Below are 15,321 nucleotides of genomic sequence, written 5' to 3' on the forward strand. Positions count from 1 at the left end.
TTTGAGTATGGCAGACGAACAAACCATGAGGCTTAGTCAGGTAGCGAGAAAACTGAATGTGGGAAGGCATACCATCCTGGAATACCTTACGGATAAGGGATTCGAGGTGGATAGCAGTCCGAATTCGAAGATCACTGCTGAGCAATATGCCATGCTTTCCAAAGAATTTGCTGCCTCTGCACATGAAAAGGAAGAAGCGTCGAGTATGACGATCGGAACCAAGCATGTGGAAAATGTGGTGATTGATTCTGATTCTGATGTTCAGTCGAAAGGTGAAGATGAGGAAAGTGTCCTGATCAAGAATCTTTCAACCAAACCTGGAAAGAAGGAAGAAGAGCCTGCACCTGTAAAGGCGGAAAAGGAAGAGAAAGTTGAAGAAGTTAAGCCTGAAAAGGTTGAGGAGAAGGCCAAGGAAGAAGAGAAGGTAGAGGAAAAGCCGGCTGAACCGGAGGAAAAAGAGGATGATGCCAATAGGCTTAAGGGCATTAAGGTCCTGGGCAAGATCGATCTCGATCAGAAGAAGGAACCTAAGAAGGAGGAGCCCGTAAAGGAGAAACCTGCAGAGGCTAAGAAAGAAGAGAAACCTGCAGAGAAGGAAGCTCCGAAGGAAGTAAAAGAGACCAAACCTGCTCCACAGAATGATGTGATCGAGGCAAAGGCAGATAAATTGCAGGGATTAAAGGTCGTTGGAAAGATTGATCTTCCCGAAAAGAAAGATAAAAAATCCAAGCCTGTGGCGTCATCAGACGACCAGAAGGAGCGAAAGAAGAAAAAGCGTCCACGTAAGCGTATTGCCCGGGATGATTCCAAGGACAGTCGAAGAAGAGGACGTGTGGAGAAGGAAGAGCCGTCTGACAAGGAAATTCAGGATCAGATCAAGGCGACTCTGGCCAAATTGAGTGGTGGAGGAAAGAAAAGCACTGGTTCGAAATATCGCAGGGAGAAGCGTTCTGCTATGGCGGAAGCCAAAGAGGAGCAAATGCTTCAGGAACAGGAAGAATCAAAAACACTGAAGGTAACGGAATTTATTTCCGCGAATGACCTTGCTTCGCTGATGGATGTATCGGTGAACGATGTCATTTCAACCTGTATGAGCCTTGGGATGTTTGTTTCCATTAACCAGCGTCTCGATGCAGAATCCATTACGATCATTGCGGATGAATTTGGCTACAACGTGGAATTTACGACTGCAGATGATGAAATGGAGGTGGAAGTCCAGGCCGATGATCCGGAGGATCTGAAAGGCAGGGCTCCCATCGTTACGATCATGGGTCACGTTGACCACGGTAAAACCTCATTACTGGATTATATCCGAAGCTCTAAAGTTACCGCCGGTGAAGCCGGAGGTATCACGCAGCACATTGGTGCATATGATGTTCGTACCGAAAAAGGCGAGAAGATCGCATTCCTTGATACACCTGGTCACGAAGCGTTTACTGCGATGCGTGCCCGTGGTGCCAAAGTAACGGATATTGTAATTATCGTGGTTGCGGCCGACGATGATGTGATGCCACAAACGAAGGAAGCGATCAATCATGCCCAGGTAGCGGGTGTTCCCATTATCATTGCGATCAACAAGATTGATAAGCCAAATGCCAACCCTGATAAGGTGAAGGAATCGTTGGCAAACATAAATATCCTGGTCGAAGACTGGGGAGGTAAATATCAGTGCGCTGAGATATCGGCTAAGACCGGTCAGGGTATCGATGATCTCCTGGAAAAAGTCTTGCTGGAAGCAGAATTGCTTGAATTGAAATCCAACCCTGACAAAGCGGCGAATGGAACAGTGATCGAAGCGAGTCTTGATAAAGGTCGTGGTTATGTAGCGACAATGCTCGTACAGAACGGAACGATGCACGTGGGTGATGTGGTTTTAGCAGGAGCCTACTATGGCCGTGTGAAAGCCATGTTCGATCATACCGGGAAACAGATGAAAGAAGCCGGACCGTCAACACCGGTACTGATGCTGGGTCTTGATGGTGCACCTCAGGCAGGTGATAAGTTCAATGTGATGGAATCTGATCGTGAGGCACGTGAAATTGCCACCAAGCGTGAACAGATCCTTCGTGAGCAAAGCATACGAACCAAGAAGCACATTACGCTGGATGAAATCGGGCGCCGACTTGCGATTGGAAACTTCAAGGAACTGAATGTGATTGTAAAAGGTGACGTGGATGGTTCTGTGGAGGCCCTTTCCGATTCACTGTTGAAGTTGAGCACGGAAGAAATTCAGGTTAACATAATACATAAAGGTGTAGGTCAGATTTCTGAATCAGACGTATTGCTTGCCTCCGCATCGGATGCTGTAATCGTAGGTTTCCAGGTGCGTCCTTCAAACTCTGCCAAGAAGATTGCAGAGAATGAAGAGATTGAGATCAGGCTCTATTCTGTGATCTATGATGCCATTAATGATGTGAAAGATGCCATGGAAGGTATGCTTGATCCTAAGGTGGAAGAGGTCATTGTAGGTAATGTTGAAGTAAGAGAAGTATTTAAAATCTCTAAAGTTGGAACCGTAGCCGGTTGTATGGTGATCGACGGATCAATCAAGAGAAATAATCCGATCCGTTTGATTCGGGATGGTATTGTAGTCTACTCTGGTGATCTTGGTCAGCTGAAACGCTTCAAAGATGACGTTGCAGAGGTGAAAAATGGCTATGAATGTGGTATTTCGATCAAGAATTTCAATGATATCAAAGAAGGAGATGTGATTGAAAGCTATGAGGAAAGAGAGACCAAACGGACACTTTAATAAAAAAGTTGAAATTTTTTCAAAAAAAAGGGAGCCAGGGTGGTTCCCTTTTTTGATTACGCCGTATTAACATGGCACATGTATGATTTGCGGGCAATTAGTTCCTTTTTTAGTTAAAAAAAATATTAAAATTGGACAATGAATTGTAAATTATTAGTGCGATAGAGCATTTTTTTAAACTAACTAACTTTTTTATTTAAAGATTCAGGCCATGGAAGAACTCTCAGTACAATCATTTGAGACCTGGAACACCTGGGCACAGTACATCGCAATGGCATTTACGGCATTGGCAGGATTAATAGTATTAGGCCACATTTTCAAATTAGGTGCAACCAGTGATGCCAAAAAGAAGTACGACTACATTAACCGCAGTGAAATCAGTGTATTATTATCTGCCGGCATCGTACTAATTATTGCAGGCGGATTTTATTTTAACTCCAATATCGTAGAACTCACCGTTCTCATGGTGTTCGTGCGAATTTTCGTAACGATCATGATGGGACTTATTATGGGTGTGATTATCCATAATCTCCTGAAGTTCTACTATCCTTTCTATATCGAAAAGCGTCTCAGAACGCTTCGATTCAAGCCCAGGATTTCTCCTAAGACAGGAAAGCCTATGAAACTTCTTAGTGAAGACGAGGAAGATGTTTACCTTGATGAAGGTATGCAGGCTGAAGAGGAAATCTACTCTGTGGATTACGATGTTTGGGTGGATGAAGAAACCGGATATACAAAAATTGAAAAATATGCAGGTCACCTGCACGCACTTCAGTGTCCTGAGTGTAACTACCAGACATTTAAAGTGAATCGTGAGGAGATCGTACGTCAGCCTACAGTGGCAGACGAAGGAGAGTTGATCAAACATTTCGAGTGTCAGTACTGCGGATATAAGGCGCGTAAGAGCTATCATATCGCTACGCTGAACAGCCCGGTGAATTCCGGCGCAGAGAAATCAACTCCTGCTACGGCATAATAAAGGATATACTTGTAAAAAGTGAAAGAGGCTGTCTCAAAAGGGCAGCCTTTTTTTTACCCATCCGGCGTACCTAACGGCACGCGTCAATGGCCGTTTGTTGTTTGATTAATTACCCATCCGGCGTACCTAGCGGCACGCGTCAATGGCCATTTGTTGTTTGATTCATTACCCATTTGGCGTACCTAACGGCACTCTTCAATGGCCTTTTTTGTTTGATTAATTACCAATCCGGCGTACCTAGCGGCACGCGTCAATGGCCTTTTTTGTTTGATTCATTACCCATTTGGCGTACCTAACGGCACTCGTCAATGGCCTTTTTTGTTTGATTCATTACCCATCCGGCGTACCTAGCGGCACGCGTCAATGGCCATTTGTTGTTTGATTAAAGACCAATCCGGCGATTCTACAACCTTTCCCATCGTCATCCCCGCCTGACCGGCAGGGATGACGGCTTTGTGAGGGTGGTTCTAGTCCGTTACTAAGATATGAGGTTCCTGCCTACGACCTACTCCCAGTTTTTTCGGTCATAAAACCCTTTCTACCACCAATTCTTTGTTTTATTGAACAAGAAAATTTACCAACCAGATATTTTTTTTCGAAGAACGACGTTATGCGCTTATGAAGAAGTCTGTAGTTGCCATCATTATTCTTGCCGGTGCGGCGGTGATCTGCACGGCAATGCTGTCCTATTCCTTTCTTAACAGGAATGAAAATTCAAACTCAATCCAGGTGACTGGATTGGGAAGACAGGATTTTACCTCAGATCTTATCGTCTGGAGCGGCAATTTTTCCAGGCAGGCGATGAATCTCGATGATGCCTATAATCAACTGAAGAATGATCAGCAATCCGTCCGTTCCTACCTGGTCGGCAAAGGGATTCCCTCAGATTCCATCACTTTTTCAGCGGTGGATATTAATCAGCAATATGACTATGAATATGATAATCGCGGTCAGTCGGTACGAAAATTCAACGGTTATCTGCTCACTCAGCGTGTGGAAATAGAATCTGACGCGGTTGATCTGGTTGAACAGATATCCAGGGAAGTGACGGAGCTGATTAACCAGGGACTGACTTTCAACTCATACCCTCCGCAATATTATTATACACGGCTGGCAGATCTGAAGCTGGAAATGATTGCCGAAGCAACACGTGATGCGACTGAACGTGCAGGTCGGATTGCCGAGAATTCGGGTTCAGGACTCGGATCTTTGAAATCAGCTCAAATGGGCGTCTTTCAGATTATTGCAAGAAATTCAAATGAGGATTTTTCCTGGGGCGGTACCTATAACACTTCATCAAAAATGAAGACAGCCACGATCACCATGAAGCTCCGGTTTGGAGTCAGGTAAGCAGGCCTTCTTTTTTTCAGGCAACAAAATCCGCCGGCAGCTTGATCTGATCAGAATAAAATTTCATCCTCGTAGGATTTCCCTGTAAAGGTTCAATCCGTTCGATCAGATCCAGCTTATGATTATAGAACACCTCAATGTAGTTTTCGTCGTACAGGTAAAGGTTGATCTTATAACCATAGTATCGGATAGAAACAATAAACGTTCCTTCCTCATAGAGGCGGCGAATTTTATCGCGAAAGGATAACGTATTAAATTCTTCCATTCTGGTCATACCCTAACTTACTAAGTTCAACGGTAATCTAAAAGCGCAATCCTTCAATAAATCCAGGGAAACTTACAGAGGACAAAAGTTATTGAGTTTATCCGCTGGATTTCTGTAACTTATGAAAAAACGTAACCAAGTGATGGATCAAAAATTGTCGTTTATTGCATTTTTACTGTGTACAGGGCTCCTGATTTCCTGTTCAATCAAAACAGAGGTCACCGATGAATCTGCCGAAGAGGTTCCTTCGGAAGTACTAACCCCGGCATTTGTAGCCAGTCCCCAACCAATTAAGGAGCAGGAAGTTCAAACACTTACATTGGGCTCGCCGGCACCCGACTTTAATCTGCCCGGTGTTGATGGTAAATATCACAGTCTGAGTGACTACGATTCGGCCCGGGTCCTGGTGATCATCTTCACCTGTAATCACTGTCCGACCGCCCAGGCATATGAAGACCGGATGATAGCCCTCACCAATGATTATCGTGACGCAGGGGTGCAGGTGGTTGCGATTTCACCCAACAGTCCGATCGGTTTACTCTTCGACGAGCTCGGCTACTCAGATCTGGGTGACACATATGAGGAAATGATTATACGTGCTCAAAACAAGAATTTCAATTTTCCCTATCTCTATGACGGCGATACCCATGAGGCATCGCTTAAATATGGTCCGGTTGCCACGCCACATGCATTTGTTTTCGACAGTGATCGTAAACTTCGTTATGTAGGCCGGCTTGATGCATCGGAGAAACCGGGTACTGCGAATGCCGAGGATTTACGTAATGCGATTGATGCTGTACTTAATGGGTCAGAGATGCCTTTAACTTCCACCAAGACATTCGGCTGTTCGGTTAAATGGGCCTGGAAGGATAAATACAAGAAGGAGGTTTATGCCGCTTGGGATGCCGCGCCGGTTACCCTGGAAGAAATCACGACGGGTGGTATCACGGAATTGCTGAAGAATGACTCAAAAAAGCTGCTCCTGGTAAACCTGTGGGCAACATGGTGCGGACCCTGTATTATTGAATACCCTGATTTTGTGGAAATTCATCGCATGTATGATGACCGCGACTTCGAATTTATATCCATCAGTGCCGATAACCTGGAAGCAAAGGAAAAAGCACATGAATTTCTGCAGAAGAGTCATTCAGCCCTCAGGAACTTTATCTATTCTGAAGGGGATAAATATGCACTTATCGAAGCGGTGGACCCGGAATGGAATGGCAGTCTGCCGTACACGATGCTCATTGAACCCGGAGGCAAGGTTATCTACCGCATTCAGGGGAGTATGGATCCGCAAGAGGTAAAACGTATGATTGTTGAGCATCCGATGATCGGAAGATATTATTAATAGTTCGTTCAGGATATTTTGGGATGTCCGTCTCCTTGTGTTTATTCCCCACTGTCAGGGGGTTTGGGGAGTAGTGTAATTTTAGTTCCTAAATATTCTCATCATTATTGGTGAGCATCATCATCGACAGGAAGGAAAAAACCATTCCCGCGAAAATGCCTTCAATCCATAAGGTTGCCGCGATGATATAGGGGTTCAGGTACGGACCAAAAGGTGCATTGGCTTTCAGGTCGGCCATGAAACCTGGATCCAGGAACAACAAATAGGCCCAGATGAACACACCGAACAACGCGGAAGCCAAAACGGCTGTGAATGTTCCTGCCAGCAGCCCACGGATATAGGTGAAACGGTCGTCGGATTTATCCCTGAACCGGCGTACCGACAGGAATACACCCACCGCAAGAATGGCAAAATTAACCAGGCGCAATGTCTGGTTTTCCGCCAGTCCTACAAATCGGATGATCAGAAAATATACGATCAGTGCCAGTGCGAGAAGAAAGGCTGACCTCCGGGCCACGCTTTCAAAATGTACTTTTACATCTTTCATGACTCAATCGGATTTAAATGCTAAGGAATAAGGTAGATTGACTGATTCACAATTCCTATGATGCACGTCATGCAGTTCTTATCGCTTTTTTCTGGATTTTATCCCGGAAATCAACGGTTCAGGAGGTGGGTGTTTTCTGACTGTACCTGTTTCTGATCTTAACCAGGTCTACCATCATTCTGAAGAAATAGGTTGGTCTGACTTTCGAATCTCCCTGATCAATCCATTGATTCAGCGGAATTTCCATCATTTTTCTGATGCCGTCTTCCCTTCCGTGCAACTGGAGGATGCGAAAAAATATCTCCACATCAAAAAGCCAACGCGAAATGAAGGGCTCATTGAATATCTGTTTTGCCAAATCCCTCCGGAATAATTTACAGCCGCACTGTGTGTCATACACCTTGAGCCGGAGTATTTGCGATATCACCGTGGCAACAGCCCGGCCAATGATAAAGCGGGAAGGTTTCCTTTCTATCACAGAACCAATACGCAGGATCCTCGACCCGAAGCAAAAACTGATGTCATCTTTTAGCGCGCCGGAAATGGTATCACATTCTTCGAGCGTTACTGCAAGGTCGGCATCGAGGTAGGCGATGGCGTCACAAATATCTGTATCAAGGGTATACAGAACCCCGGCCCGCACAGCTTCTCCCTTTCCCACATTCTTTTTCAAATCGACAACACTGATTTGATCAGGCATTTCATGCTGAATTCTGTTTAGTATCTCCAGGGTAGCATCTTTTGAGCCGTCATTGACAAATACGAGTTTAACCCGCGGGTTTTCCCGGAGGTAGTCTTTGAAATGGGATAACTTCAGCTTGCTGGCTTCATTATAGCAGGGAATAACGATACACAGGCGCGTTGACTGAACATCCTCAGGCGGTATGGTAGACGGATCGAACATTATTCCATGAAATAGGGCCTGAGCATACCTACACTCGCCATGTCTTCAGCATTTTTAATTTTTTCTATTTGTTCAAGAATAGCCACCTTATTGGGATCCTCACCGTATATATTATCTGCTGACTTTTGGTATGCGGCAATCGCCTTATTACGTTCACCGGTCATCACATAAGCGTTTCCAAGTATCAGAAATGGATTCGATCGTTGTTGTGTATATTCCGTCACCTTTTCCATGCGCTTCGCAACGAGTTCCCAATCAGTATTTCCCTTTGATTCAGTGATATATTCCAGAACTTTAAAACTCATCGATATTGCCCAGGCTGTTGTATCCCTTAATTCGCCATGTGCAATCATTATATGACCAATACGTTTTTTTTGTACAAGTCCCTCAATTTTCTCAGGATCCCATTCCGGCGTTTTATTATAATCACACATGTCAATCAGGAAATATCCATCAACGTTGGCGAAAGAGGCTGTGTCGTTGATATCCTGCACACCGTCCCTGAAATTTAAACTGGAAGCATCCTTTTCTTCTTCCATATACCAGGCCCAGGCATGGACCGGTTCAGAAGAATCCACTTCAGGGTCACTAAAGAATTCCTCAGTTTCATAAAAACGCTGACCAAGATAATTCCCTTCGTCGCAGAAGCACTTGTATGCATTTTCTGTACCGCCCACGATCTCATTATAGTATTCCCAAATCCGTTGTTCTCCGATAGTTGTCACAAAACAGGTTAACAGAAGTGCACCTGGAATTATATATTTCAATGCATGATTTCGTGGGAATTGCCATAGAATTGCTCCTCCTGACAATATTCCCATTATCGCAACTATGGGTAAGGCATGCCTGATTCCGCCATAGGATGTACGTCCCGACATCAGAGCCAATGTATGCGCCACCATAACAAGTACAAGCGCAATAATTACAAACCATTGCTTACGATCGATTGCTCTAATTTTTTCTGAATGAGGTCGTGCAAATGCAATCAGGATGGCAGAAATTCCAATAAAATAAAGCAGAAGAAGAGCTATAGGAATCTTCGAAAGGATCACACCCGGAAAATACAGGAGTGGCGCCCTTCCATATACAATTGTTCCAAAAAATAAATGTTGATCATCTCCACGTCCTTCAATTCCTGCCCGGATGGTATCGGCCAGCCCCCAGATATACGCTTTCGGTAAAAGCTGTGATTTGTCCATAAAGGTGAGGAGTACGCGCCACCTTTCGGTATTCAAATCAGAGATTTTTAATTCCAGGCTTCGGTTGAATAAATCCTGTCCGCCTTCTGATGAATGCGAATTGAACCCATATGCGGCCCATAAGGTAGCCAGCATGATAAGGCAGGCTGCTGCCCATTTCAATACCCGTCTGCCCGCATTGCTCCAGTTTTTCTGAAGTATCGGATATATTGCCACCAAAGCGCTCACGCCGATCATCATCGCTAAGCCAGGCAATGCGGAATGTTTTACGGCAAAGGCCATTCCCAATGTGACACCAAACGCAATTGCCCATTTCCATTTCCAGCTGTAACAGAACATTCCTCCTGTGAGTGCTGCAAGTATCAATGTGAATGAGAGTGGGAGATCTGTTAAAACAACCGGCTGATGTGCCCCGATTGAAGGTTCAAGTGCCAGCCAAAGTAAGCTCACCACCGCCCATCCAAATCCGAAAATTCGCCAGAGCAACAATGCAATACCCAGCCCCAGGATGAAATGAAAACTATACATGGCAAGTCTCGATCGCTTTTGCGAAAGCCTGGCATCGTTGTCGAAATACATGATCTCCTGCAGCCACTCACGTTCATGATCCTTGTCATTGAGTACTTCCATAGGCCGAAGTTCGAGGTGCTGGTTAAACAGTCCGACCCAATCCTTTGACAAGGGAGGGTGCTCCGGGTTTAGCCTGTAATCACCTTCTGCCACGTAGTAGGCGGCTGAAATGATATGGAATGGTTCATCATTCGCGAATGAATCGAGCCGTGTACCATACCAGGATCTCACGATCCCCAGCAGTAAAATGGCAATGAGTATCCCGAGTTTCGCGGATTTGGTTAGGTTGGGAATTTTCATGTAGGGAAAATGCTTGCAAGGACAAGCTACAAAAATGAACCCGCATATTCAATCACTGAAAATAGGTAATTCGCGAGATATCAGGCATTCAGGGAACGCCACAAAATTATTTCACTTCCTTAAACAGCATCCAGACATCCGGATCGAATATCACATTATCCGGTTCTGTGTCTGCAGGTAATTCGAATTCCATCGACCGGCTGTTGATAGTGATTGTTTGCTTTTGAATTTCCTCGCCGTAAACGAGACCTATTTCAAGCGGGAAATCAAATGTAAAATGGTCCTGAACCTGTTGGGTTTTTAGCATTACCTTGCCCTTCTTATATTTCCAGCTGGTCCTAAGTTCCGGGTATCCCACAGTATATACCCATTGCCTGAAGAATTCTTCCAACGATTCTCCGTAAACCTGTTCCATGATTTTCTGAAAATCTTCAGTTACAGCATTGTCGTTCCTGTAGGTTACGTAATAACGCCGGATGCCATTCCAGAAAACCTCATCACCAATCTTGTGACGAAGCATGTTCAGCACCCAACCGCCTTTCTGATAAGTATTGGTACTAAGCACGTTCATAGCATCTGTTATCGAATAATCGACCACCGACGACGGATTTTTACCATAATATTCGATAATTTCCCTGCGGTCCTTCACGAGTTCCTGCCTTCGGGTTGCGTCGCCATATTTGTTTTCCAGGTACAGGATTGTGAAATAGGTAGCGAATCCTTCGCTGAGCCAAACATGGTTCCAGCTGTCTTCCGATGCAGAATTTCCAAACCACTGATGTGCGATTTCGTGAGCAATCAGGCCCTCGACTTCATTCTTCCCGGTGACGGAACTTTCCCGGTAGGCAATGGTACCCGCGTTCTCGAGTCCGCCCCACTGGGTTTTGGCCTGCATGTTGGCAAGCTTGGCATAAGAATACGGGCCGATATTTTTAATAAAATATTCCATGACCTCCACAGCTACCGCATAATCACTGAAGCCTTCGAGGCGGTTCTCCGGGTACACCCAGGCAGATATTTCGATATTATCGACATAGCCCAGCACTTCAGAGGCAAATTCGCATACACCGATGGTCATTACTTTTGTAGCAACCGGGGCCGGTTCATAGTACCGGGTGAGTTTATAACCGGTCGTAATGTAGCTTTCCTCAATTTTTTTCCCTGTGGCAACCACATCGTAATGTGCCGGCGTATGGATCTGGAATTCTACCGCGGCTTTGTCGTACGGATGATCCACACACGGGAGCCAGTGCCGGGCCAGGGTAGGCCAGTTATCGCCGAAGAAGGAACGCTTCCCGAATTTGGTTTTATCAATTACAAGCCCGCGTTCAGGTATTCCGGAATAGCAAATTGTGAATGAAGCAGTGGAAGCGCCGTTGGATGGATAAATGATCACTTCATCTTCCTCGAATGTCCAGTTAGCCGCAGATTCTCCTTCTCTCACTTCATTGATTTTCATGCCATATTCCCCGTTCGATCCGATCAGGTCAAGCTTGAATTTTTCCGGGGATTCCGAGAATGTGACATCGATCGTCGCCTCTCCTGAAATGACATTACTCGAATCATTCAGCGAAAGCCGGAAAGTGTATTTGGTAACATCGGCACCTTCATTGCGGTCATAGACCACTTGCGTAAATGCGGTATGTGAGAAAATCAATACTATCAGTAGAAGAAGTAATCGTGGCATATCAGTAAACTATTCAGACTGACAAATTACAATTTTCCGCAAAAGAACACTACTATCAATTTGTGTATGGTACCCCGTTCCCGCTGGATTTACCAAACAATTTTGTCTATATTGATTTATAATCAATCACTTATATGAAATACATCTGCCCAAAACTGACAGCCATCCTCGTAGTCTTTTCTCTCTTCTCCTGCGAACCAACCAGAACCACATCAGAAACCCCTATGACCGAAGTCCTAACCGAGGAAGTAGTTCAGGGATTATTCACCAATAACTGCGCATCCTGTCATATGGATAACGGCACCAATCAGGCGCCGGCATTATTTCAACTAAGTATGTTAAGTCCGAAAAGTGTCGTTGCCACACTTGAAACCGGAAAAATGCAGGTGCAGGGTGCGGTGCTCAGCAAGGCAGAAAAAATTGCCATCGCAGAAATGATCACCAACAAGAAGTACAGTGAAGAAAAGCCTCCCCTAAATTATTGCTCTGAGAATGTTCCCTGGGTAAGCCAGGTGAAATACAGCGGATGGGGAGGCGTTCGTGAAAGTACCGGATTCATCCCGGCTGAAAATGCGGGAATTAATAAGGAAAGTGTTCCTTCACTGAAGCTGAAATGGGCTTTCGGTTTCGATGGAGGAGGAAATACCCGAACAAAACCAACCATCATTGGAAATCACATGATATTCGGCAGTGAATTCGGTGAAGTCTACTGTCTGAACAAGGAAACAGGTTGTGTGAAATGGATGTTTGAGGCGGATGCCAATATTCGCGGAGGAATTGCCGTAAACCAGGACAACAACGGTGATCTGATCCTTTATTTTGCAGATTTCAGCACGAATACCTACGCAGTGAAAGCCGAAACGGGTGAGCTCCTTTGGAAATCATTCGTTCGTAATAACGCCAATAATGCGGTTTCCGGAACACCAGCCTATCATGACGGAATGCTGTATGTTCCGCTTACCTCCATGGAAGTAGTGGCGGCAGGTAATGAGAATTTTGAATGCTGTAAATCATCCGGACAGGTAGTCGCACTGAATTCTACCACAGGAGAAGCAGTCTGGAGACATCGGGTTGTAAGTGAAGAGGCCGTGGAAAATGGAGTAAACAGTATAGGAACAAAACGTTTCGGGCCTTCAGGGGCTCCGGTCTGGAGCAGTCCGACCGTCGATGCGAAACGCGGCGTCCTGTACATTGGCACCGGGGAGAATTATTCAAACCCGCCTACACTTACGTCTGATGCGATTCAGGCACTCGACCTGAAGACGGGGGCGATCAAATGGTCTTTCCAGGCAACTCCTAAAGATGCGTACATTTCAGCATGTACCGAAGGCGGCGCGAATTGTCCGGATCCTTCAGGTCCTGATGTCGACTTTGGAATGGCTCCCATCCTTACAACCAGGCCGGATGGTAAGGAAGTGCTGGTGGTCGGACAAAAATCAGGAGTTGTACACAGCCTGGATCCGGATACAGGTAATCCTATCTGGCAGGAACGGATCGGAAGGGGAGGAGCACTCGGAGGTATTCACTGGGGAATGGCCACGGATGGCAAGCTGGTATATGCCGCTAATTCCGACTGGTTTGAATATGGTGGTGAGCCGGGAGTGGACCCGAATCCTGGTTTGTTTGCCCTGGATATCATGACGGGAAAAGTAGTTTGGAAAAATACACCGGACCCTGCATTATGCGAAGGTAAAGCCGGATGTTATAATTCACACTCCGCTGCACCAACCCTGATTCCGGGTGTAGTTTTCGCAGGGGCGCTGGACGGACATGCACGGGCGTATGATGCGGCAACCGGTGAAATTCTCTGGGATTTTGATACTAATCGGGAATATGAAACGATCAATGGCGTGGAGGCGCGCGGCGGATCTATCGATGGTCCGGCACCCGTAGTATCGGATGGAATGGTCTATTTCAACAGCGGATATGCATTGTTCGGCGAGATGCCGGGCAACGTTTTACTCGCGTTTGAACTGGAGTGATTTGGGTGCTAATTGTGTTCATTCTGCCTGTCATTCCTTTTTTTAGCATAAGATATTTCCACATGAATCTATTTTGAATTATGGAGCATAAACCTCCCGGGGAATCTGATTACAACAGCAGTTCATTCCGTAAATGGCTGGATATTCTACAGCAGGAGAGCTGGCAGCTGGAATTGATTATCTCAGGATTTTCATTGTATGCACTCTTCACTTCCTTTACGCCCATTTCACTAGAGATAAAGCGGGCAGTTGCATTTGAAAATAATGTGAAAGTCTATTTCATGACCTTCCTGCTGGCAGCAGTGTTTATTTTGATTCTGAACCTGACCGCCCATGTGATCCTTCGGGGTCTCTGGATTGGCGCGATAGGTCTGCGGTATGTGTCGGGTGAAATTGATTATGATGAACTGAAGTATACCACACGGGTTAAAGGCTTTCTTGAAAAAAAGGTCGGCCCGTATGACAGGTTCATCGCCCAGCTGGAAAAATACTGCAGTGTAATCTTCGCTTCGGCGTTCCTGACTGTATTTTATATTTTGGCAGTATTTATGGTGTTTGCCTCCCTGTACTTGAGCAGTTTTCTTGTTACAGCCTTCGATCCCGGGCCGATAAGAACAATTGTTCAGGTGATTGTGGTTTTGATTCTGGGCGTGGGTGCCTTACTTACCTTTATTGATTTTGTGACGCTGGGCGGACTGAAAAAGAAGCGGATTCTTTTTATGATCTACTACCCGTATTACCGACTATTCAGTATCCTTACTTTATCGTTTGTTTACAGGCCAATTGTTTATAACCTCCTTGATCACAGGTTTGGCCGGCGCCTGGCGATGACCCTCATTCCCACTTATATCGTCGTGATCCTGCTTACTTCTGTTAATACGGTCAATTCCAACTACGTGCCGTTTAATTTTGAAGATACTTTCTTACGGCTTGAGTTGTTTGGAACCGTTGCAAGTCCGCTCAACTATGAAGACGAGCTGGGGGATGACAAGTTTGCGCGCTTTCTGTCAATTCCGTCAAAAACCATTACCACGGATTACCTCGAAGTCTTCATACCGTTCGGTGAGCCGATTGAAGAATCGGTTTACAAGGCCTATCCTGATATGATACCAGAAAACGATCAGCGCGGGATCATGACCTCTGTCATCAGGTTTGAGGAGCGTACATTGCAGGAAAAAAGGGACATGACGGAAAAATATCTTCAGGCAATTTCAGAGCTATACCGGTTTCGGATAGATTCCGTCGAATACAAGGGTGAATTTGTTATTGCTCAAAACAGTAAGGAGCAGGCGGGCTTTGAAACGATCCTTTCTATTGACGACCTTCCAAGCGGGCTTCACCTGCTTGAATTATTTCATGTTTCAGAAGAAAAGGAAAACACAATCGCGTTGGTTCCTTTCTGGTCCCTGTAAAATTATTCTTCGTATTTCGGAGA

At 45.4% G+C, this 15,321-nt stretch carries 11 protein-coding genes; 6 read left to right on the forward strand and 5 right to left on the reverse strand.

Annotated elements, in window-relative coordinates:
* Positions 1–7 precede the first annotated feature (7 nt).
* The 3 genes from infB (at position 8) to LDX50_RS29395 (ending at position 5,081) form a co-directional block, all read left to right on the forward strand.
* A complete protein-coding gene (infB, locus tag LDX50_RS29385) occupies positions 8–2,752 on the forward strand; it encodes a translation initiation factor IF-2 (RefSeq protein ID WP_225699883.1) in 2,745 nt (914 codons plus the stop codon).
* A 211-nt stretch (positions 2,753–2,963) separates the two neighbouring features.
* Positions 2,964–3,728: a DUF2975 domain-containing protein gene (locus tag LDX50_RS29390; protein ID WP_225699884.1), complete on the forward strand. Its 765-nt coding sequence runs from the start codon at positions 2,964–2,966 to the stop codon at positions 3,726–3,728.
* A 621-nt stretch (positions 3,729–4,349) separates the two neighbouring features.
* A complete protein-coding gene (locus tag LDX50_RS29395; RefSeq protein WP_225699885.1) occupies positions 4,350–5,081 on the forward strand; it encodes an SIMPL domain-containing protein in 732 nt (243 codons plus the stop codon).
* A 16-nt stretch (positions 5,082–5,097) separates the two neighbouring features.
* On the opposite strand, the gene LDX50_RS29400 is transcribed toward LDX50_RS29395, so the two are convergent.
* Positions 5,098–5,355, reverse strand: a complete 258-nt coding sequence (locus LDX50_RS29400) for a hypothetical protein (RefSeq protein ID WP_225699886.1) — start codon at positions 5,353–5,355, stop codon at positions 5,098–5,100.
* Between the two features lie 112 nt (positions 5,356–5,467).
* On the opposite strand from LDX50_RS29400, the gene LDX50_RS29405 reads away from it, so the two are divergent.
* Entirely contained in the window at positions 5,468–6,697 is a 1,230-nt protein-coding gene (locus LDX50_RS29405; RefSeq protein WP_225699887.1) for a redoxin domain-containing protein, read from the forward strand.
* Positions 6,698–6,785: 88 nt separating this feature from the next.
* Here the strand turns inward: LDX50_RS29405 and LDX50_RS29410 are convergent, their stop codons facing one another.
* From LDX50_RS29410 to LDX50_RS29425, 4 genes are all read right to left on the reverse strand, one after another.
* The gene (locus tag LDX50_RS29410; protein ID WP_225699888.1) at positions 6,786–7,244 is read right to left on the reverse strand and encodes a DUF4199 domain-containing protein; all 459 of its coding nucleotides are present in this window, start codon (positions 7,242–7,244) and stop codon (positions 6,786–6,788) included.
* A gap of 118 nt (positions 7,245–7,362) precedes the next feature.
* A complete protein-coding gene (locus LDX50_RS29415; protein WP_225699889.1) occupies positions 7,363–8,148 on the reverse strand; it encodes a glycosyltransferase in 786 nt (261 codons plus the stop codon).
* Positions 8,148–10,217: an ArnT family glycosyltransferase gene (locus LDX50_RS29420; protein ID WP_225699890.1), complete on the reverse strand. Its 2,070-nt coding sequence runs from the start codon at positions 10,215–10,217 to the stop codon at positions 8,148–8,150. Before LDX50_RS29420 ends, LDX50_RS29415 begins: the two co-directional genes overlap by 1 nt.
* A gap of 106 nt (positions 10,218–10,323) precedes the next feature.
* Positions 10,324–11,904, reverse strand: a complete 1,581-nt coding sequence (locus LDX50_RS29425) for a M1 family metallopeptidase (RefSeq protein WP_225699891.1) — start codon at positions 11,902–11,904, stop codon at positions 10,324–10,326.
* Positions 11,905–12,038: 134 nt separating this feature from the next.
* Here LDX50_RS29425 and LDX50_RS29430 point away from each other — a divergent pair, with 134 nt between their 5' ends.
* Positions 12,039–13,886: an outer membrane protein assembly factor BamB family protein gene (locus LDX50_RS29430; RefSeq protein WP_225699892.1), complete on the forward strand. Its 1,848-nt coding sequence runs from the start codon at positions 12,039–12,041 to the stop codon at positions 13,884–13,886.
* 80 nt (positions 13,887–13,966) lie between these two features.
* Positions 13,967–15,298 carry a hypothetical protein gene (locus LDX50_RS29435; protein ID WP_225699893.1) on the forward strand — a complete coding sequence of 444 codons (1,332 nt, stop codon included), beginning with the start codon at positions 13,967–13,969 and terminating at the stop codon, positions 15,296–15,298.
* The last annotated feature ends 23 nt before the right edge of the window (positions 15,299–15,321 follow it).

This window comes from Fulvivirga sedimenti, from assembly GCF_020328055.1.

Bases quoted from the DNA above. Each gene is read 5' to 3' on its own strand.
- infB (WP_225699883.1), top strand. From the start codon at position 8: ATGGCAGACGAACAAACCATGAGGCTTAGTCAGGTAGCGAGAAAACTG.
- LDX50_RS29390 (WP_225699884.1), top strand. From the start codon at position 2,964: ATGGAAGAACTCTCAGTACAATCATTTGAGACCTGGAACACCTGGGCA.
- LDX50_RS29395 (WP_225699885.1), top strand. From the start codon at position 4,350: ATGAAGAAGTCTGTAGTTGCCATCATTATTCTTGCCGGTGCGGCGGTG.
- LDX50_RS29400 (WP_225699886.1), bottom strand. From the start codon at position 5,355: ATGACCAGAATGGAAGAATTTAATACGTTATCCTTTCGCGATAAAATT.
- LDX50_RS29405 (WP_225699887.1), top strand. From the start codon at position 5,468: ATGAAAAAACGTAACCAAGTGATGGATCAAAAATTGTCGTTTATTGCA.
- LDX50_RS29410 (WP_225699888.1), bottom strand. From the start codon at position 7,244: ATGAAAGATGTAAAAGTACATTTTGAAAGCGTGGCCCGGAGGTCAGCC.
- LDX50_RS29415 (WP_225699889.1), bottom strand. From the start codon at position 8,148: ATGTTCGATCCGTCTACCATACCGCCTGAGGATGTTCAGTCAACGCGC.
- LDX50_RS29420 (WP_225699890.1), bottom strand. From the start codon at position 10,217: ATGAAAATTCCCAACCTAACCAAATCCGCGAAACTCGGGATACTCATT.
- LDX50_RS29425 (WP_225699891.1), bottom strand. From the start codon at position 11,904: ATGCCACGATTACTTCTTCTACTGATAGTATTGATTTTCTCACATACC.
- LDX50_RS29430 (WP_225699892.1), top strand. From the start codon at position 12,039: ATGAAATACATCTGCCCAAAACTGACAGCCATCCTCGTAGTCTTTTCT.
- LDX50_RS29435 (WP_225699893.1), top strand. From the start codon at position 13,967: ATGGAGCATAAACCTCCCGGGGAATCTGATTACAACAGCAGTTCATTC.